The organism is Limnoglobus sp. (assembly GCF_059499385.1).
This window is the reverse complement of the sequence record NZ_JCABYM010000009.1, coordinates 93,070-112,786: the sequence shown is the minus strand read 5'-3', so window position 1 is coordinate 112,786 and position 19,717 is coordinate 93,070. Positions and strand designations below refer to the sequence as shown.

Sequence of the window (19,717 nt, the reverse complement as noted above, 5' to 3'; positions counted from 1 at the left end):
CCGGGTTCTACAACCCGTAGGGCGGGTCAAGGCTTTGCGCCGACCCGCCGCCGCGCCCCCGCCGGCTCGGCGTCTCTTAAATCTGGTCGTGATCCCCCGGCGGGTCGGCGCAAAGCCTTGACCCGCCCTACGAGAAAACAGGTCGAGTCGTATTGACAACGCTTCGGTGCATTGTATTATTGAATTAATACAACAGGTCAACCGGCCCGAGGCGTTCGACCCGATGGAGATTCGGATATCCGCGAACGACGGCGTGCCGATCTACCTCCAGATCGTCAACCAGGTGAAGTACCTCGTGGCGGCCGGGCGGCTGCCGCCGGGGGCGGAGCTGCCGCCGATCCGCACGCTCGCGGAGCGGCTGCTCATCAACCCGAACACCGTCGCGCGGGCGTACCGCGAGCTGGAAGTCGCCGGCGTCGTGGTGAAGCGCGGGACGACCGGGACGTTCGTGTCGGACGCCGGGTCGCCGCTCGCGCGGCGGGAGAAGGTCCGCATCCTGACCGAGCGGATCGACGCGCTGTTGGCCGAGGCGAGCCAGCTCGGGTTCGATTCCGAAGCCCTGTTCGACCTCATTCGCGCGCGGGCCGACCGGCTCGACCCGCCGCAGAAGGAGCCGTGATGACAACTTCGTCGGACGATTCCGAAACGGTCGTCGCCGTGGACCGGCTGAGCCGCCGATTCGGGCAGAAGCAAGCCCTCGACACCGTGTCGTTGGCCGTGCCCCGCGGCTCGGTGTTCGGCCTCGTCGGCGCGAACGGCGCGGGCAAGACGACACTCATCAAGCATTTACTCGGCCTCCTTCGGGCGGAAAGCGGGACCGTCCGCGTGTTCGGCCGCGACCCGGTGGCCGACCCGGTCGGCGTGCTGTCGCGAGTCGGTTACCTGTCCGAGGACACGGACCTGCCGGGGTGGATGACCGTCGGCGAACTGATGAGGTACACGGCGTCGTTCTTCCCCGGCTGGGACGCCGAGTACGCCGAGCGGCTGCGAAAGGACTTCGAGCTGGACCTTCGCGCGAAGGTGAAGCACCTGTCGCGCGGCCAGCGGTCGCGGGCCGGGCTGCTCGCGGCCGTGTCGTACCGGCCGCCGCTGCTCGTCCTCGACGAGCCGTCGAGCGGCCTCGACCCGATCGTGCGGCGGGACATCCTCGGAGCGGTCATCCGCACCGTCGCGGACGACGGGCGGACGGTCCTGTTCTCGTCACACCTGCTGGACGAAGTCGAGCGAGTTTCGGACTCGGTGGCGCTGCTCATCCGCGGCCGGCTGGCGTACAGCGGCCCGCTCGACGACTTGAAGACGAGCCACCAGCGGCTAACGGTGCGGTTCGACGCGGGCGTGGCCCGGCCGCCGGCGCTGGCCGGGGCGCTCGCGTGGGAGGGCGGCGGGCAGGAGTGGACGGCCATCTGCCAGGGCCGGTTCGACGAGCTGCGGACGGCCGCGGAAGCGGTCGGCGGGAAGGTCGTGAACCGCGGCACGCCATCGCTGGATGAAATCTTCGTGGCCCGCGCCGGGGGGGCCGAGCGATGACCGTGCCCGCCCTTGCCATCGGCGAGATGTTGGTCCGCCGTCACCGCCGCGGCCTCGGAATCGTGGCCGCCGGGATGGTGACGTTCGTGCTGGCCACGGCCGCGTCCCCAGAGCTGAGCGCGACCGTCATGGGGTTCGCGTTCGTCCTGTTCGCGCTCGTGGTGTGCTACGTCGTCGCCGTGTTCGGCTTCGGGTTCGACACGGACGTGGCGGCGGCCGGGTCGTGTTACCCGGCGCGGATGCTCAGTCTACCTGTTCGCACGGTCGAACTGGCTGCGTGGCCGGCGGTCTTCGGCGCGGCCGCGCTCGTCGCCTTGTGGCTCACGGCCGCGGGCCTCGTGTTCCGGCCGTGGGGGTTGAAGGCCCCGCTCGGGTGGCCGGCGGCGGTGGCCGCGACGCAGTTCGTATGGCTGCTCGCTCTGCTCTGGTGGCCGTTCTCACTGCCGTGGGCGCGGCTCGGCGTCGCGCTGTTGATCGGCCACTTGCCGGTGAGCGTTACACTCTACGCATTCAACGTCGGGATGCCGCTCGCGGAATTGCTCCTCGCGTTGGGTCTGATCGCCCCCGCCGGGTGCGGGATGATCTACTGCGGCGTCCTGCGAACGCGGCTCGGGCGGTTCCGGCGGTGGGAACCGCTCGCCGCCGGGGGCGGGGAACCGGCGTCGGTCGCCCTCATCGACGCCCGCCCGTTTCGCACGGCGGACGCCGCCCAACGGTGGTTCGAATGGCGGCGGCACGGGTTCGCGTTGCCGCTGTGGATGGCCCTCATGCTGCCGTTGTTCCTGACCCCGTTCTTCCTGGACGACCACTCGCCGCCGAAGCTGCTCCGTAACGTCGCCCTCGTACTCGCCGCGCCGGTGTTCTTCGCGGGAATGGGCGGCACGGCCCCCGGCCGGCACAACCACTGGGTCAAGAACGCCCACGCCCTGTCCTCGTTCGTGGCGACGCGGCCGCTGACGACGGCGGCCCTGGTCGGCGCGATCCTGCGGACGGCGGCCCGCACGACGCTGCTCGCGTGGGCGATCACGGCGGGGTTGCTTTCGGCCGCCGTCTTGCTGTCCGGGGCGGCCGGTCCGCTGGCGGGCGTGGTCGAGCGATGGTTCGCCGCCCGGCCCGCGGTGGATGCCGTCGCGAGCGTTCTCCTCGGCGGGTTCCTGCTGTTGCTGCTGACGTGGAAGCGGCTCGTCGAGAACCTGCTCGTCGGGCTGACCGGCCGCGAGTGGTTGATCGGCGGGGCGATCTTGGTCGGGTTGTTCGTGGCGTTTAGCGGCGTGATGGTCGGCCTGTGGCTGCTCGTCCACCCGGAGTATCACCAGCGGATCGGGGAGTGGTTGCCGTGCGGCATGGCCGTAGTGGTCGGCTTGAAGTTGCTCGCGACGGGCTTCGTCGTCCGCGAGGTCCGGCGGCGGCGACTCGTGACGTACGGAACGGCGAAGAGGTTGGCCGGGCTGTGGTTTCTCGTCGTTGCAACCTTGAGCGCGACGTTGATCTGGCTCGTGCCGGATAGCGTACTGGTCTTCCCGTCGTTAATGATGGCCGCCGTGTTGCTCACGCCGTCGGCCCGCCTCTCGGCGACGCCGTTGGCCCTGGACTGGAACCGCCACCGGTGACGAGAGGTAGGGAGGGTCAAGGCTCTGCGCCGACCCGCCGCGCCCAGCCACCTCTTCACTTCTCCCGTGTGGTTGCGGTCCCCCGGCGGGTCGGCGCAAAGCCTTGACCCGCCCTACAAGAGTAGCCCGGAGATGGCCTCGCCCTGGCTGTACGGCACGGTCCGGCCGATCGGCGTCTGGTTGATCTTCCCGGCGTCGATGCCGAGGGCCGTCAGGATCGTCGCGTGAACGTCGGCCACCTTCACCGGGGTCGTCGGCGGCTTCTTCCCGTCGGGATCGGTCGCGCCGATGACCTGCCCTCCGCGGATACCGCCGCCGGCGAGCGCGACGCTGAACCCGGTCGGCCAGTGGTCGCGGCCGCCGCCGGGGTTCATGACCGGCGTGCGGCCGAACTCCCCGGCCCACAGCACGAGCGTCCGGTCCAACAGCTTCCGCTCCCGGAGGTCACGGATCAAGGCGGCGAATGGCGGGTCCAGGATCGTGAGCTGGCTCTTGACGCCGGCGTGGTTGTTGACGTGCGTGTCCCATCCGGACAGCGTGACCTCGACGCAGCGGACGCCGACCTCGATCAGCCGGCGGGCGGCGAGGCAGCCGCGGCCGAACGGCGTGTCGCCGTACTGCTTTCGCACCGCGGCCGGCTCCTTCGACACGTCGAACGCCTGGAGTTGCTCCGAACTCATCATCTTGCGGGCCGCCGTGATCGTGTCGCGGTGGAGCGTCCCCTCGACCCGCAACTTCCGCCCCTTCGCGAACGCGGACTCGACCACGTCGAGGTTTTGCAGCCGCTTCTCGTCCCGCTCCTTCGGCCGGAACGACGACGTGTCCGGTACGGGGCCGGCCGGATCGTCCATGCGGAAGGCGTCGTACTTCTCGCCGAGGAACCCGCCGCGGGTCGGCCACTCGCCGGGCAGGATGCTGACGTGCCGCGGGATGTCCGTGCCGGCCGCCGGCAGCTCGTGGCAGCAGATCGCCCCGAGCGACGGGTGGACGACCGTCGGGTCCGGGCCGAACCCGGTCTTCAGGTTGTACGTGCCACGCTCGTGGTCCCCCTCCTTGCTGACCATCGACCGGATGACGCTGATCGACTGCATCTCCTCGGCCACGCGCTCGAGGCCGGGGGCGAGTTGCACGCCCTTCACGGCCGTCTCGATCGCGCCGGTCCCGGCGGCGATCGCCGTGTCCGGGTGCGGGTCGAACGTTTCGAGCTGGCTCGGCCCGCCCTGCATCCACAGGACGATGACCGAGTGCGCGGGGCCGTTCTTCGCCTTCTCGGCGCTGCGGGCGAGGGCGTGGCCGACGGGCGCGAGCCACGTCGCCCCGGCCAGCCCGGCGAGGCGGAGGAAGGAGCGGCGGTCGTGGTGGTACGTTAGTGGTTCCATGAGAACTCCGTCGAATTCAAGAGTGCCCAATACAGGTCTTCGAGCCGCTCGGCCCGCGACAGCGATTCGTCCTTCAGCGTCCGTTCAAAGTGCGCCGCCTCGTCTGCCGTCGGCCGGCGGGACAGGACGGCGAGGTACGCGACCTCGACCGCCTTCGGATCGTCGGGGGCCATCCACGCAATCCGTGTCGTGGCGTTCAGCGGACTCGCCTCGATCCGCTCGCGGACGAGCCGCCCGTTCATCATGAGCAGCCGCTGCGGGATCGTGCCGCCGTGGGTGTCGAACTCGTCGGCCCCGCCGTCGCCGTACCGCTGGAGGAACTCGTTCTGCTGGCCGTACCGCATCAGCCGGACGAGGATGTGCGACTCGGCGTCAACGGTCGTGATCGACGCGGCCTGCAGCGCGCTGCCCGAAACTTGCTCGGGCCGCAGCCGGGTCAATGGGAACACGGCCCACGCCTTCTCCTCCGTCTCGCCGACGGCGTGGGCCGCGACGCTGTCGAGCCGGAACGCCTCCGTGTTGGCGATGACGCGGATCAGTCGCCGGAGGTCGTGTCCGTTCTTGGTGAAGTCCTCGGCGAGCAGTTCCATCGCGGGCGGGAAAGTCGGGACACTTTCGAGGTTGTCGATCGGCTCGACGAGCGGGCGGCCGAACAGGAGCGCCCAGGTTCGGTTGACGATCGCCCGCGCGAAGTACGGGTTCTTCGGGTGCGTGACCCAGTGGGCCAACTGCTCCCGTCGTGTGCCACCGTTGCCGACCAGCTCCGGCCCGTACGGAACGCGCGGGGCGACGACTTTCTTCTCCTGCGTCTTGCGGTCCTCGACCTCGTACTCGCCGGGGCCGTCGGACACGCCGGTGAACCCGATGTGCGTCTGGCCGAAGAACGCGGAGAACCCCTCGAAGTCGGCCTGCTTCCACTCGGCGAACGGGTGGTTGTGGCACTGGGCGCAGTCGAGCCGGAAGCCGAGGAACGCCCGCGTCACCCGACCGGCCAGCCGCACCGGGTCGGGCTGGTTGGCCTGGTCGTTCTGTGCCGTCACGCTGACGAAGTTCGTCGCCGGGCGGTCGGTCCAGAGGCCGCGGTCGGAAATCAAGTCGCGGGCGAGGTCGTCGTAAGGGCGGTTGGCCGCGACTTGGTCCGAGAGCCACGCGACGAGCCGGCGGCGGCGGAACAGCACGAACGGGCCGTCCTCGGTGCCCACGTAGGCCCGCGCCAACCGCTCCGCGACGAAGTCGGCGGACCGGCGGTCGGCGAGGACGTGATCGAGCCACCAGTCGAGGCGGGCGTTCGGAGGCAGCGCTTCAAACTGGCGAATCTCTTCGACCGACGGCACGGTCCCCATCAACCCGAGGGCGATGCGGCGGGCGACGATCAGGTCGTCGGCCGGGTTCGCCGGCGTGAGGTTGTCCGCTTTCCAAGATTGTCGGAACGTGGCGTCAACGCGGGCGACGGTGGCGCGGAAGTCGACGTCGTGGTAGGTCGGGTTGTCGTACCGGGTGAGCAGCTTCGGCTTCCGCGGCGGCATCAGATTCGTGACGAGGACGAACACCCCGCCGCCGACGAGGCCGAGGAAGAGGAGGTTGCGAAGGAGCATCGCGGAACCCTGACGCGGTGAATGCGAGTTTCTACCACACGCCCGCCGTTCGGGTTTCGCCGGCCGGTGAAACTCATTTCGACCGGCCGGGTATTTCAGGTATGAATCCGCCGCCGACTCCTGTTGCCGAGCTGCCCGTCGCCCGCCGCGCGATTCCGGTCGCGCGACCGGTGCGGAAGCCACTGCCGCTCCGCGTCGTGTGGGGTACGCTCTCCGCAATTGAGTGGCTGTTCGGCTGCGGGTGCGTCCTGGTCGGCCTCGCGGTCCTGTCGGCCGTGCCGGTCGCGCAGTTCCTGTGCCTCGGCTACCTGTTGGAAGCGGGGGCACGGGTCGCGAAGAGTGGCCGCCTCAGCGACGGCTTCATCGACGTGCGGACCGCCGCGCGGCTGGGCGGGATGGTCTTCGCGTGCTGGCTGTTCCTGATCCCGGTACGGTTCGTCTCCGACCTGGCCTACACGGCCACGCTCGTGGACCCGACGGGTCAGAGCTCCCGCGGTTGGCGGGCGGGGTTGTTCGTGCTGATGGCTATCACGCTGGTTCACCTGATCGCGGCGTGTGCCCGCGGCGGGAAGCTGCGGTACTTCCTCTGGCCGTTCAACTTTGTCTGGCTGATCCGTCGCGTGTGGCGCGGCGGGTACTACGCCGAGGCCCGCGACGCCGTGTGGGACCGCGTCGTGTCCCTGCGGCTGCCGCACTACTTCTGGCTCGGCGTCCGCGGGTTCGTCGCCGCGTTCGCCTGGCTCGCGCTGCCGGTGACGTTGATCGCGATCAGCCGGGCCGGGACGCCCGCGGCCGGGCTGGTCGGCTTCCTCGGTGCGTTCCTCCTGGCAATCGTGCTGCTGTACCTGCCCTTCCTGCAGTTACGGGTCGCGACCGAGAACCGGCTGTCGGCCGCGTGGGAAGTGCGGGCGGTGCGGCGGGCGTATCAGCGAGCGCCGTGGGCGTTCGTCGTCGCGCTGTTCGTCACGCTCTTGTTCGCGCTGCCGCTGTACCTGTTGAAGATCGAGGCCGCGCCGCGGGAGGCCGCGTGGCTGCCGGGGCTGGTGTTCATGCTGTTCATCTTCCCGGCCCGCCTTCTGACCGGGTGGGCGATGGCCCGCGCCGCCCGTCGGGCGACGCCGCGGCACTTCGTCTTCCGCTGGACCGGCCGGCTGCCGATGTTGCCGGTCGCGGCGATGTACGTGCTGATCGTGTTCTTCAGCCAGTACACGAGTTGGAACGGCGTCTGGAGCCTGTACGAGCAGCACGCCTTCCTCGTGCCCGTGCCCTTCCTGGCGTTGTGACGTGGGGGTTGGTCAATCGGCGACCCGTTCCGCCTCTTCCGCCCCGCCGGCGCGGGTCGCCATCGCGAGCAGCACCCGCGGCGTGACGTTGTCGTTGATCCATCGCACGCCACCGTCGGCGAGGCCGAAGTTCGCGCCGCCGACGTGGATGCCGCCGAACTGCCCGCCGACGCCGACCAACTTCTGCTCTTCGATCAGGCCCCGCACGGTGGACGGCCCGCCGCGAATCCAGGGGCCGAGGTGGTGGTTCGTTTCGCCAAAGAGAAGCGTGGTGGTGAGGCCGTCCTTGAACGACGACAGGTCGGTCGGCGTGTCGTACCGGAACGCCCCGGCCCGCGGCGAGTCCGGCGGTAGGGTCGCCGCGTCCGCCCCGATCCCGGCGATGCCGACGAACTGCGTTACGGCCGGGTCGCCCTCCGCGACCGTCGGCGGCGCGGCCGGGCAGAGCAAGATGCGCACGGGGATGCGGCCCGCCTCGGCGTTGCCCGCCGCGTCCCACGGCTTCGAGGGGTCGATCAGTTTCAGTATCGGTTCGGTGTTCTGCCGCTTCTGGTTCAACAGCGGCAGCATCGGGTAGACCCAACTCACCCGCTGGTCCGGGGCGAACGTCGGCGGGCCGACCGTGCCCGGCGGCACGACGGCGATGTCCGGCAGCTTCTGCTTCTTTTCGACGGCCTTGTGATACTCGGCCGCGAACTGGCCGAGTTCCCGGAGGCTGTTGCGTGCGGATTCGCGGTCGGCCTCGGCGCGGGACTTGACGAGCCACGTCACGAGCAACCCGGCGAACACGACGACGAACCCGGCCGCGACGACGAGGCCGACGACCCGGCGGAGCATCACGCCGCCCCCGCCGTGGCCTGCCGGGCCTTGCGGGCGTCGATGAACGACTTCACGCACATCCCGACGAACACGGCACAGATCGCGGCCATCGACAGCCCGCTGATCGCGGACGGCGACGTGAGGTTGAGTTCCTTGCCGGTCGCGACCTGCCGGATGAGCGGGGCGAACCCACCGAGGAACCCGAGGACGCCGAGCATCGCGGCCGCGTGCATGACGTGCTTCCGCAGGCCGTCCTTGAACGCGAGCGCCCCGCAGACGACCAGCAGCACGCCGATGGCGGCCGGGATGAGCGCCGTCGGGCTGACCTTGCCCTCCGCGTTCGGGGTGGCGTTCGTGTACCCGTACACCCCGATCGCGGTGAGCAGCAGTCCGGTGATGATCGTCGGCCAGGCCATCATGAGGGAAACTCCGGGGAAGGTGGCTTCCCCGTTGGTTTACTTCTTCACGGTGAGAAGTTCATCCTTCTTCGGGAAGGTTTCGAGTTCCAGCCCCTTGAAGTGAATTTCCTGCGGAACCTTGTTCGAGTGCAGTTGCAGCCCGATGGGGCCTTCCTTGATCCGCTCCGGCTCCGGGTCTCGCCAGTCCACGACGGCCGTGCCGTTCACCGCGACGCGGACGCGATTCCCCTGGGCGAGAATCTCGATGTCGTTCCAGTCGTGCTGCTTGCCCACCTTCTTCGCCGCCGCGCCGTTCACCGGCAGCCCGTTGCGGCCGAACAGGTCGTACATGCCCCACCCGGACGGGAACATGACGAGGTGGCCCTTGTACGTGTGCTCGGAGCGATCCGCCTTCGGGTCCGTGACCTTGCCGTCGGCCTTCGGGTACACCTCGCCCCAGAAGCTGACCCCGGAGTGCATCTCGGACTCGACCAGCTTCGCCGCGAACGTCAGCCGGAAGTCGGTGTACTTCTTCTTCGTCAGCAGGTACGTGCTGTACTTGAGCGGGCCCGTGTTCTTCGCGACGATCACGCCGTCCTTGACGGACCACAGGTCGGCATAGCCCTCCCAGCCGTTGAGCGTCTTGCCGTCGAACAGCTTCACCGTCTCGCCCTCGCCCGTCTTCGGCGCGACGACGGGGGCTTCCTTCGGCACGCCCTTCTTCGGGGCGGGCTTCTTCTCCTGGGCGACGGTGAGCGAGCCGACGGCCAGGCACAGGACGAACGCGAGGCAGCGCATGGGAGAGGTCTCCGAAATGTGGAACGAGGCGGGACGCGGGAGATGGTACGAATTATTGGCCATCAGTGCTCGCAAAAATGGCAGAACCCGGAGCGGTAGCGACGGGTGTTGGAATTCCCTCCCCCACCCCGTCGCTACCGCTCCGGGTTCTACGAGGCGCTTCACTTCGTCACGAAAAGGTGATACTCTCTTCTTTCCTTCCCTCCCCGAGGTCACGTCATGACTCGCCTGTTGATCGCGCTGTTCCTGTTCCTCCCCGCCGTCGCCCACGCCCAGAAACCGACCCGCGAACAGAAGGTCCGCGACGACAAGAAGAAAGTCGAGGGCGAAGGGTTCTGGATTTACAACGACGTGGCGAAGGGGTTCGCCGAGGCGAAGAAGTCCGGCAAGCCGATGCTCGTGGTGCTGCGGTGCCTCCCGTGCGAGGAGTGCGTGAAGCTGGACGACGACCTCGTCAGCCAGGACCCCGTTATCCGGCCGCTGCTCGACAAGTTCGTGTGCGTCCGGGTCGTCAGCACGAACGGCCTCGACCTGGCGCAGTTCCAGTTCGACACGGACCAGTCGTTCGCGGCGTTCCTGTTGAACGCGGACGGCACGGTGTACGGGCGGTTCGGCACGCGGTCGCACCGGACGAACTGGGTCGGCGACGTGTCCCTCCCCGGCCTCGCGGAGGCGCTCACGGGCGCGCTCGAGCTTCACGCCGGGTATCCGAAGAACAAATCACTGGTCGAGGCGAAGCGGGGCAAGGGGCTGGAATTTCCGGTTCCCGAGAAGTTCCCGGCCCTCCGCGACAAGTACACGGACAAGCTCGACTACGAGGGGAACGTCGTCCGCAGTTGCATCCACTGCCACCAGATCGGCGACGCCCAGCGGGAGTTCTACCGCGCTCAGAAGAAGCCGATTCCGGAGGCGGTGCTGTTCCCGTACCCGCACCCGAAGTCGCTGGGGTTGACTCTCGACCCGAAGGAGCGGGCGACGGTGCAGCTGGTGGAAGCCGGGTCGCTCGCGGAGAAGGCGGGGCTGAAGGCCGGGGACGCGATTCGCACGATGGCCGGGCAGGCGCTGCTGTCGATCGCGGACGTGCAGTGGGTGCTGCACAACGCGAAGCCGGAGGGGGACGAGTTGCCGCTCGAAGTTTCCCGCGGCGGGAAGACCGAGAAGCTGAGGCTGTCGCTGCCCGCCGGGTGGCGGCGGGCCGGGGACATCGCGTGGCGGGCGTCGGCGTGGACGCTCCGGCGGATGGCGACCGGCGGCATCCTGCTCGAGGAGCTGACGGCGGACGAGCGGGCGAAGCTGAAGGTCGGCGACGGCATGGCCCTCCGGGCGAAGCACGTCGGCGAGTACGGCCCACATGCCGCGGCGAAGAACGCCGGGGTCCGCAAGGGCGACATCGTCGTCTCGTGGGACGGCAAGACCGACCTGACGCGCGACACGGACGTGCTACTCCACGGCCTGACGGCGCGGAAGGCGGGGGAGAAGATTCCCGTGGTCGTGCTTCGGGACGGGAAGAAGATGACGTTCCAACTGCCGATGCAGGAGTGATAAGTAAAGATTTGTAGGGCGGGTCAAGGCTTTGCGCCGACCCGCCGGGGTGGTAGGAACCGACGGCGGGTCGGCGCAAAGCCTTGACCCGCCCTACAAGAAGAACAATCCGCGGCATCGGCACGTCGAAGATTCCGAACATTTCCCGTGCGCCGCCCCCGGATCGGGGCATGTATCGGTGTGACCCAGAAGGCGGGACGCATGACCGAACCCGTGCTGACGCCCATCGCCAAGCACCTGCGGCGGCTCGCCACGCCCGCGGCCGAGCCGGACTCGGCCTTGCTCCGCCGCTTCCTCGCGGAGCACGACCAGGCCGCGTTCGCGGAGGTCGTCGCCCGGCACGGGCCGATGGTCCTCGCCGCCTGCCGCCGCATCCTCGGCCACCACCAGGACGCCGAGGACGCGGCCCAGGCGACGTTCCTCGTGCTGGCGAAGAAGGCCGGCGCGGTGACGTGGCAGCCGTCGGTCGCCGGGTGGCTGCACGCGGTCGCGTTCCGGCTCGCGCAGAAGGTGCGGTCGCGGCGGGGCCGCCGCCGGACCGCCGACGGAGTCTCCGACATGTCCGCGCCGCCGGCGAACACCGAGGCCGACTGGGACCGCGTGCAGGCCGTTATCGACGAGGAAATCCGCCGGCTTCCGGCCGAGTATTCCGCCGTCGTGCTGCTCTGCGGCGTCGAGGGCGTCTCGACGGCGACCGCGGCCGAGCGGCTGAACCTCAGCGACGGCGCGGTCCGCGGCCGGCTGTACCGCGGCCGGGAGCTGCTCCGCGAGCGGCTCGCCGCGCGGGGCGTTACGGTGTCGTCCGCCGCCCTGGTCACGTTCCTGGCCCAGACCGGCAGCGCCGCCCCCGCCGTGGCGTGGGACGCGGTCGCGGCCGCCGCGGCCGCCTACGCCGTCGGCCAGCCGGTCGCGGGCGGGCTGTCCGCGGCCGTCCCCGAACTCGCACGAAGGACCCTCACCGCCATGTTCCTGACCCGCACCGCCCCGATGGCCCTGGTCGCGTTCCTCGCGCTCGCCGCGACGACCGGCGCGGTCCTCGTCTCCCGCCAGACGGCCGACGCCGCCCCGCAGCCGCCGAAGGCCGCGCCGGTCGCGAATCTTCAACCGGATGAAAAGAAGGCCGACCCGCAGAAGGAGGAACTCGAAGAGGTCGAGGCGACGGTCAAGAAGGTGGAGGCCGACAAGGGCGTACTCGTCTGCGAGGTCCGCGACGACCAGGGCATGAACGAGTTCCGGTTCACCGCCACGTCGGACGCGAAGTTCCACTTCCACGAGCGGCCGATCGCGCTGGCGGACGCGAAGCCGGGGATGCACGCGAAGATGAAGGTGCTTCGCAAGACCGGCCTCGACATCCAGGAGGCGAGACTCAACTGGCCGCGGTTCCGGGCGGAGGTCAAGGCGGCGGACGCGGCGAAGTCGTCGATCAGCGTCGAGATCGAGGGGCAGGACGATCAGAAGTTCACGATGCCGTTCGACGTGAGCAAGGACGCGAACCTGCTCATCGACGGCATCCCGGCCGGCGTGGACGACCTCGCCGGGGCGAAGGCGGAGCTGCACTGGTCGCTCGACAAGAAGTCGTTCGTCGGCGTGACGGCCGACGGCGGCGCGAACGATTTCGGCGGGTGGGTGAAGGCGGTGGACGCGGCCGGGAACACGATTACCGTCACGACGGAGGTGGAAAGCGACCGCGTGTCGCGGAAGGTGTCGCTCAACCTACCGGTCGCGAACGACGCCCGGATTCGACTGCTCGGGAAGGAGGCGAAGCTATCGGTGCTGAAGGAAGGAATGCCCGTCCGCGTGAAGCTGGCCGCCGACCTACGGACCGTCGCCGGCGTGTGGGCGGACGCCGTGCCGCCGGCGAAGCCGAAAGACAAGGACGACGATTGAAGGGAAGTTGTACCTGGGACCGCGGGCGTCCCGCCCGCCCACCTCCACGCCGCGGGGATCAATCTTACGTGGCTGGGGCCGTAGCGGGCGGGACGCCCGCGGTCCCAGGCGGGACCACCGAGACGGACGACGATTGAGGAAAAAGTCGCGGAACTAATCCGGCCGCCGTTTGTTCCAAAGATGAGATCGGCCGAATCCGGCGGGATCGCGGCCGATTTGTTCTTTCCAAGATGCCCCCTCGTCCGGTATCTTTCAGTTACCCCTCCCCACCCGACTTCCGCCCGACCCTTGAGACCTACCGATGACCGCGACCGCCAACGACGCCGAAATGGTGGAGAAACTCCGCGCCGCGCACCAGAAGCTACGGAGTGAGATCGGCAAGGTCATCATCGGGCAGGAACAGGTCGTCGATCAGCTGCTCATGGCCATCTTCTGCCGGTCGCACGCGCTGCTCATGGGCGTGCCGGGGCTGGCGAAGACGCTCATGGTCAGCACCCTCTCGCAGGCCCTCGACTTGAGCTTCAAGCGGATCCAATTCACCCCGGACCTGATGCCGTCGGACATCACCGGCAGCGAGGTCATCCAGGACGACCCGGTCACCCGGCAGCGGATGTTCAAGTTCCTGCCCGGCCCGCTGTTCGCGAACATCGTGCTGGCCGACGAGATCAACCGCACGCCGCCGAAGACGCAGGCCGCGCTGCTCGAAGCCATGCAGGAACGGAAGGCGACCGTCGGCGGCCAGGACCACCCGATGAAGAACCCGTTCTTCGTCCTCGCGACGCAGAACCCGATCGAGCAAGAGGGCACGTACCCGCTGCCGGAGGCGCAGCTCGACCGATTCCTCTTCCTCATCAAGGTCGATTACCCGACCGACGAGGAGGAAGAACAGATCATGCGGATCGGCACGTCGGACACCGTCACGAAAGTGTCCCCGGTCCTCACCGGCGACGACATCATCGCGCTGCAACAAGTCGTCCGCCGCGTGCCGGTGTCGGACAAGGTGTTCCACTTCGCGAAGCGGATCACGCGGATGAGCCGGCCGGGGACGCCGGAGGCGGCCGACTTCGTGTCGAAGTGGGTGACGTGGGGGGCCGGCCCGCGGGCGAGCATGAACCTCATCCTCGCGGCGAAGGCGAACGCGGTGTTGCGCGGCTCGAACCACGTCTCCGGCGACGACATCGTGGCCGTGGCGATGCCGATCCTCCGCCACCGACTGATCGTGAACTTCGCCGCCCAAAGCGAGGGCGTCACCGTCGATGAGGTCATCCGTCAGTTAATTCGTTCGGCCGCGAAAGCCGTCGCCGCGTGATGTAGGGTGGGTCGAGGCTTTGCGAGGCCCACCGGTGGGACGAACGCCCCTCACGGTGGGCCTCGAAGACTCGACCCACCCTACAAGGACAGAGCGGTCCGAGAATAATTCATGCCTTCCACGTTGCTTCAGCCCGACATTCTTGCCCGTGCCGAGGCCCTCGGCGTGGCGGCTCGGCAGCTCGTCGAGGGGTTGCGCGTCGGCGATCACAAGTCGCCGTACCGCGGGTTCTCCGTCGAGTTCGTGCAGCACCGGGAGTACGTCCCCGGCGACGACATCCGGCACATCGACTGGAAGAGTTACGGGCGGAGCGAGCGGTACACGATCAAGCAGTACGAGCAGGAAACGAACTACGTCGCCCACATGATCGTGGACGGCAGCAACTCCATGCGGTACGGCGACGGCGCGCAGAACAAGCTCGACTACGTGAAACTCTTGGTCGCGTCGCTGAGCTACGTCATCGTGAAACAGCGGGACGCGGTGGCGTTGAGGGTGTTCGACGCGAAGTGGCGGGCGGAGCTGCCGGCGAGCAGCCAGATGGGGCACGTCAACACGATCTGCAAAGCGCTGGAGGAGGCGCAGCCGGCGGACAAGACCGGGACCGGGCCGCTGCTCGAACAGCTCGTCGAGCGGGTCACGCGGCGGGGGATCGTCTGCGTCTTCACGGACGCCTTCGACGACCTGCAACCGCTGTTGAAGGGGCTGCGGTTCCTCCGCTTCCGCGGGCACGAGGTCATCCTCTTCCACGTCCTGCACCGGGACGAGGTGGACTTCCCGCTCGACGGCAACGTGCGGTTCCTCGACCTGGAAGGGCACGAAGAACTGATGGCCCGGCCGCACTTGTTGCGCCCGGCGTACCTGCGGGCCGTCCAGAGTTACTTGAAGGACATCGAAAAGGGGTGCGACACCGGCGGCGTCGAGTACGTGCGGATGGTGACCGACAAGCCGGTCCGCCAGGCGCTCGGCGAGTACCTCGTCCGCCGGCTGCAACGAGGGTAGCGAATGGGCTTTCTGTCCCCGTGGCTGTTGCTCGGCGGTCTGGCGGTGTCCGTGCCGCTGATCCTGCACTTCTTCTACCGCGCCCGCTACCGCAAGCTGCCGTGGGCGGCGATGACGTTCCTCAAGCTCTCCATCGAGCAGACGAGCCGGCGGCTGCGGTTCCAGGAACTCGTCCTACTCGTGATGCGGTGCGCGGCGCTCCTGCTGCTCGCGTTCGCGCTGGCCCGGCCGACGTTCAGCGGCGCGACCGCCGGCGGCCGCGGCGAGAGCGTGGACGCGATCTTCGTGTTCGACACGTCGTACAGCATGACCGCCCGCGACGGCGAGAAGTCCCGGCTCGATCGGGCGAAGGACGCCGCCCTGTCCGTGCTCGACAACCTGCCGGCGAACTCGACGATCCAAATCTTCGGCTGCGCCGACCGCGCGTCGGCCCACGGCCCGATGTCGCCGCGGAACCTCGACCAGGCCCGGCAGATCGTGAGCAACCTCGAACCGACGGCGCTCTCCAGCGACCTGCTGCCGGGGCTGTCGGAAGCCCACGCCGCCCTCGACCGCGGGGCCGGGACGAACAAGGAAGTCTACCTGTTCACCGACATGCAGAAGCTCGGGTGGGACCGGCAGTCGGCGGCGATCCGCGGCAAGTGCGACGAGATTCGGCAGCGGGCGACGATGCTGTTCGTCCGATGCGGCAACCCGGACCGGCCGGTGCGGAACGTCGGCGTCACGGGCATCACGTACCCGGCCGGCATCCCGCACACCGGCACCCGGATGCCGTTCACGGTCATGCTCCGGAACACCGGCAAGGACCCGGTGCGGAACGTCGCCGTCGCGCTCGAGGTGGACGGAAAGCAACTGGAGAAGGAGGGCGAGACGGTCGCCGAGATCGGGCCGGGCCAGAGCTACCCGGTGTCGCTCACGGCGAAGCTCGACGCGGCCGGCCCGCGGGTCGTGACCGCGACCGCCACCGGTGACGACCTGCCCGGCGACAACCGGCTCGACCGCATCGTGCCGGTCCGCGAGACGGTGCGGGTCGTCATCGTGGACGGCACGCCGGACCTCCGCGACCCGAAGGAGGCCGGCAGCCACTACGTCCGCAACGCGCTCCTCCCGGTGTCGGCGGCGGACCAGGACCAGTACTTCGTCCGCGTCACCGTCGTCCCGGCGGACGAAGCGGGGCCGGGGTTGCTCGGCGTTTGCGACGTGTGCTACCTGCTCAACGTCCCGGCGTCGAACGCGGACATTCCCGGTATCGCCGGGCTGTCGAAGGAGTTCGTGGACCGGCTGAAGGAGTTCGTCCGCGGCGGCGGCGGCCTCGTCGTCGGCAGCGGCGACAACGTCGTGCCGGCCCGGTACAACCAGGTCCTCGGCTCGGCCGGGGCGAACTTGTTGCCGTTCGACCTGGCCGACCCCGTGACGGCGACGGAGGAGAAGCCGTTCAAGATCGCCCCGGACACGACCGACACGCCGTCGTTCCTCGACCGGTTCAAGCACGAGCCGTACCGCACCGTGACGGCCGACGCGGACCTGAAGAAGGTCGTCGTGGTCCTGGACACGACGCCGAGCGGCCGGGTGCTGATGCGGCTCGCGGACCAACGGCCGTTCCTCTGCTCGAAGAACATCGGGGAAGGGGAGGTGCTGTTCGTCGCCGGGTCGATGGACGAACGGTGGGGGAACTGGCCGGCGAAGGCCGGTTCGTTCTTGTCGTTCAACCAGGTCGCGCTCGCGCACCTGAGCAGCAAGGCCGCCCGCGGCACGAACCGCACGGCCGGCGAGGCGATCGTCTGGACGCCGTCCGACGCGGCGAAGGGGTACGACCTCGTCCGCCCGGACGGGAAGCGGGCGAAGCTCGGCAAGGCCGCCGGCGAGCCGCCGAGCGTGACCGCGGCCGACACGGCGCTCGCCGGCGTCTACCGGATCGTGCCCGAGGGCGAGGACCGGAAGGACGCGCCGCAGTTTGCGGTTTCTCCCGACCTGCGGGAAACGGACGACCTAACTTCCCTCTCGAACGGCGAGGTCGAAGAATTGCTCGGGTTCAAGCCGGTGTTCCTCGAAGCCGGGACGCCGGAGGGGATCACGACCGAGCGGGCGCGGCGGGAGTGGACGGTCTGGGTTTTGCTGGCCCTGTTCCTGCTCGCGGTCGGCGAGTCGGTCTGGGCGTGGTTCTGCGGCAAGGCGTGGTAACGGATGACACCTGACATGCAACCCCTGTTCGCCGAGCTCGCGTTCCGCGGGTGGTTCCCGTCCTGGCTGGCCGTCGGCATGGGCGTCGCCTCCGTCGCGGCCGTCGTGCTCCTGTACCGCCGCGAGGCCGGCCGCATCCCGGTGCTGCCCCGCGTCGTGATGGCCGGGCTGCGGGCCGCGACGCTCGCCACGATCCTCTTCCTCCTCATGCGGCCGTCGTGGTTGAACGAAACCCGCGGCGACCGGCCGAAGCCGATCGCGGTCCTGGCCGACGAATCGCAGAGCATGACGACCCGCGACCCGCGGATGAACTTCCCGGACCGGTGGCGGACGGCCGTGGCGATGAACCTCGTCCCGCCGGACAAGCCGATGCCGCTGAACCCGTCGGGCGATTCGCTGCCGGACGCCGTGCCGGAGAAGCCGTCCCGCACCGAAGTCGCGAAGGCGGCGCTGACGAACCCGAAGCTCGATTTGCTCAAGAAGCTCGAAGCCGTCGGCCCGCTGCAACCGGCGACGTTCGGCCTTCGCCGGAGCGCGAAGGACGCCCGAGACGCGAAGTGGGTGGAAACCCTCGGCGGGACGGAGCAGCGGACGGCGCTCGTGGACGCGGCGTTCGACCTGCTCCGCCGCGACGAGAACGAGCAACCGGCCGCCATCGTGCTGGTCACCGACGGCCGCGAGAACGCCAGCGACCGCAGCCTCGACGACCTCGCCGCCGAATGCGCCCGGTTGCAGATTCCCGTCCACGTCTACGGCGTCGGCAGCTCGTCCTTCGGCCAGCTCCAAGTCCGCGAGGCGGTCGTGAACGAGACGCTGTTCGTGGACGACACGGTGAGCGTCCCGGTCCGCTACCGGCTGAAGGGGTACAAGGACGGCAAGGTCGATCTGTCGCTCAAGCTCAACGGCCAGGAGGTCGCGCGGAAGACGGTGGACGTGAAGGAAGGCGACGACCTGAAAGAAGTCCTCTCGTTCGTGCCGCTGCAGAAGGACGCGCAGGTCGGCAAGCAAGAGCTGACCACGACCGTCCGCGTGCTGTCCGGGCTGGAGACGGTGACGGACGAGATCACGAAATCGGTCCGCGTCATCGACCGGAAGGTGAAGGTACTCGTCGTCGATTCGCTGCCGCGGTGGGACTTCAAATTCCTCCAGCGGTCGTTGCTCCGCGACCGGCGGGTGGTCGCGTCGTTCATCCTGACGGACGGCGACCCGCGGGCGATGAAGTCCGGCGAGCCGTTCCTGCCGGCGTTCCCGGCGACGCGGCCGGAGTTGTTCGCCTACGACCTGCTCGTCCTCGGCGACGTGCCCGCGTCGTACTTCAGCCCGGACCAACAGGTGATGGTCCGCGAGTTCGTCGCCGAGGGCGGCGGGTTCATCCACATCGCCGGGCGGAACGACGGCACGGCGTCGTTCGTCGGCACGCCGCTGGCCGACGTGCTGCCGGTCGAAATCCAGCCGCAGAAGTTCGCCATCGACGCCGGCCGCGCGCCGGACTCGTACAAGCCGGAACTCTCGCCGTCCGGCGTCCGGTCGCCGGTGCTGTCGCTCGACGACGACCCGGTCGAGAACCTCAAGGTGTGGAAGGACCTGCCGGAGCTGTTCTGGAGCTACCCGGTCACGAAGCTCAAGCCCGCGGCCGAGCCGTTCCTCGTCCACCCGAAGCTCCGCACGACCGACGACAAGCCGATGCCGCTGATGGCGTCGCACTACTACGGCAAGGGGTACGCCGTGTGGGTCGGGTTCGACGAAACGTGGCGGTGGCGGTTCAACGCCGGGGACAAGTTCTTCGCCCGGTTCTGGAGCCAGGGCGTATACGTCGCCGGCGTCCCGCGGACGACCGGCACGAAACTCACGCAACTGTCGCTCGACACGCCCGACCCGCAGCTCGGCAAGACGGGGCAGGTGTACGCCCGCCTCTTCAACCCGGACCTCCGCCCGCTCGCGGCCGAGCGGCTGGAGGCGCGGCTGGAACGGCTCGACGCCGGGCCGGACGACACCGACCGCAGCGTGCCGGTCGAGCTGAAGGCGTTGCCCGGCGTCCCCGGCGAGTACGTGGCGACGATCCCGTTCGCCCGCGTCGGCCGGTTCGCGCTGAAGGTGGACAACGGGTCCGAGCCGGCGGCGCTCGAGTACCGCGTCGCGCTGCCGCCGGACCACGAACTCGCCGTCGGCGGGCTGGCCGAGGAGCAACTGCGGAAGCTGGCCGACGCGACCGGCGGGAAGTTCTACCGCGAGGAAGACCTGCACAAGCTGCCCGGCGACGTGAAGCCCAAGACCGTGCCTTTCACCCGGCGGGACGAGACGCTCCTGTGGAACCGGTGGGCGCTGTTCCTGGTCATCGGCCTGTTTTCCGTCGAATGGGTCGTGCGGAAGTTCAACAGCCTGAGTTGAGA

Annotated in this window: 15 protein-coding genes; 10 read left to right on the top strand and 5 right to left on the bottom strand. The window is 69.0% G+C overall.

Features of this window, described 5'->3' with window-relative positions; all coding sequences use genetic code 11:
- The first annotated feature begins 223 nt into the window (after window positions 1–223).
- The 3 genes from AC5JJ2_RS01365 to AC5JJ2_RS01355 are packed head-to-tail and all read left to right on the top strand — an operon-like array spanning window position 224 to window position 3,137.
- Entirely contained in the window at window positions 224–619 is a 396-nt protein-coding gene (locus tag AC5JJ2_RS01365; protein ID WP_495856170.1) for a GntR family transcriptional regulator, read from the top strand.
- Window positions 619–1,527, top strand: a complete 909-nt coding sequence (locus AC5JJ2_RS01360; protein WP_495856169.1) for an ABC transporter ATP-binding protein — start codon at window positions 619–621, stop codon at window positions 1,525–1,527. The genes AC5JJ2_RS01365 and AC5JJ2_RS01360 overlap by 1 nt, the downstream gene beginning before the upstream one ends.
- Window positions 1,524–3,137 (top strand): hypothetical protein, encoded by a 1,614-nt coding sequence (locus tag AC5JJ2_RS01355; RefSeq protein WP_495856168.1) that lies wholly within the window; start codon window positions 1,524–1,526, stop codon window positions 3,135–3,137. The genes AC5JJ2_RS01360 and AC5JJ2_RS01355 overlap by 4 nt, the downstream gene beginning before the upstream one ends.
- Window positions 3,138–3,250: 113 nt before the next feature.
- On the opposite strand, the gene AC5JJ2_RS01350 is transcribed toward AC5JJ2_RS01355, so the two are convergent.
- Both AC5JJ2_RS01350 and AC5JJ2_RS01345 read right to left on the bottom strand, forming a co-directional pair.
- On the bottom strand, window positions 3,251–4,516 hold the full coding sequence (locus tag AC5JJ2_RS01350; RefSeq protein WP_495856167.1) for a DUF1501 domain-containing protein: 1,266 nt from the start codon (window positions 4,514–4,516) through the stop codon (window positions 3,251–3,253).
- Complete coding sequence (locus AC5JJ2_RS01345; RefSeq protein WP_495856166.1) at window positions 4,504–6,111, bottom strand: DUF1549 domain-containing protein; 1,608 nt, start codon at window positions 6,109–6,111, stop codon at window positions 4,504–4,506. Before AC5JJ2_RS01345 ends, AC5JJ2_RS01350 begins: the two co-directional genes overlap by 13 nt.
- 101 nt (window positions 6,112–6,212) lie before the next feature.
- On the opposite strand from AC5JJ2_RS01345, the gene AC5JJ2_RS01340 reads away from it, so the two are divergent.
- Window positions 6,213–7,394, top strand: coding sequence for a hypothetical protein (locus tag AC5JJ2_RS01340; RefSeq protein WP_495856165.1), 1,182 nt, complete (start codon window positions 6,213–6,215; stop codon window positions 7,392–7,394).
- A 12-nt stretch (window positions 7,395–7,406) separates the two neighbouring features.
- Here the strand turns inward: AC5JJ2_RS01340 and AC5JJ2_RS01335 are convergent, their stop codons facing one another.
- From AC5JJ2_RS01335 to AC5JJ2_RS01325, 3 genes are read right to left on the bottom strand one after another with little or no spacing between them, the layout of a single operon-like run.
- Window positions 7,407–8,231 carry a DUF1559 family PulG-like putative transporter gene (locus tag AC5JJ2_RS01335; RefSeq protein ID WP_495856164.1) on the bottom strand — a complete coding sequence of 275 codons (825 nt, stop codon included), beginning with the start codon at window positions 8,229–8,231 and terminating at the stop codon, window positions 7,407–7,409.
- A complete protein-coding gene (locus tag AC5JJ2_RS01330) occupies window positions 8,231–8,632 on the bottom strand; it encodes a hypothetical protein (RefSeq protein ID WP_495856163.1) in 402 nt (133 codons plus the stop codon). Before AC5JJ2_RS01330 ends, AC5JJ2_RS01335 begins: the two co-directional genes overlap by 1 nt.
- A gap of 36 nt (window positions 8,633–8,668) precedes the next feature.
- The gene (locus AC5JJ2_RS01325; RefSeq protein ID WP_495856162.1) at window positions 8,669–9,409 is read right to left on the bottom strand and encodes a 3-keto-disaccharide hydrolase; all 741 of its coding nucleotides are present in this window, start codon (window positions 9,407–9,409) and stop codon (window positions 8,669–8,671) included.
- A 219-nt stretch (window positions 9,410–9,628) separates the two neighbouring features.
- On the opposite strand from AC5JJ2_RS01325, the gene AC5JJ2_RS01320 reads away from it, so the two are divergent.
- The 6 genes from AC5JJ2_RS01320 to AC5JJ2_RS01295 all read left to right on the top strand — a co-directional run bounded on the left by AC5JJ2_RS01320 (window position 9,629) and on the right by AC5JJ2_RS01295 (window position 19,715).
- The gene (locus tag AC5JJ2_RS01320; RefSeq protein WP_495856161.1) at window positions 9,629–10,951 is read left to right on the top strand and encodes a Trx7/PDZ domain-containing (seleno)protein; all 1,323 of its coding nucleotides are present in this window, start codon (window positions 9,629–9,631) and stop codon (window positions 10,949–10,951) included.
- A gap of 201 nt (window positions 10,952–11,152) precedes the next feature.
- Window positions 11,153–12,838, top strand: a complete 1,686-nt coding sequence (locus tag AC5JJ2_RS01315) for an RNA polymerase sigma factor (RefSeq protein ID WP_495856160.1) — start codon at window positions 11,153–11,155, stop codon at window positions 12,836–12,838.
- Between the two features lie 301 nt (window positions 12,839–13,139).
- Window positions 13,140–14,147: an AAA family ATPase gene (locus AC5JJ2_RS01310; protein ID WP_495856159.1), complete on the top strand. Its 1,008-nt coding sequence runs from the start codon at window positions 13,140–13,142 to the stop codon at window positions 14,145–14,147.
- A 111-nt stretch (window positions 14,148–14,258) separates the two neighbouring features.
- The gene (locus AC5JJ2_RS01305; protein ID WP_495856158.1) at window positions 14,259–15,146 is read left to right on the top strand and encodes a DUF58 domain-containing protein; all 888 of its coding nucleotides are present in this window, start codon (window positions 14,259–14,261) and stop codon (window positions 15,144–15,146) included.
- Between the two features lie 3 nt (window positions 15,147–15,149).
- The gene (locus tag AC5JJ2_RS01300; RefSeq protein ID WP_495856157.1) at window positions 15,150–17,327 is read left to right on the top strand and encodes a BatA domain-containing protein; all 2,178 of its coding nucleotides are present in this window, start codon (window positions 15,150–15,152) and stop codon (window positions 17,325–17,327) included.
- Between the two features lie 15 nt (window positions 17,328–17,342).
- Window positions 17,343–19,715, top strand: coding sequence for a hypothetical protein (locus tag AC5JJ2_RS01295; protein WP_495856156.1), 2,373 nt, complete (start codon window positions 17,343–17,345; stop codon window positions 19,713–19,715).
- Window positions 19,716–19,717 lie beyond the last annotated feature (2 nt).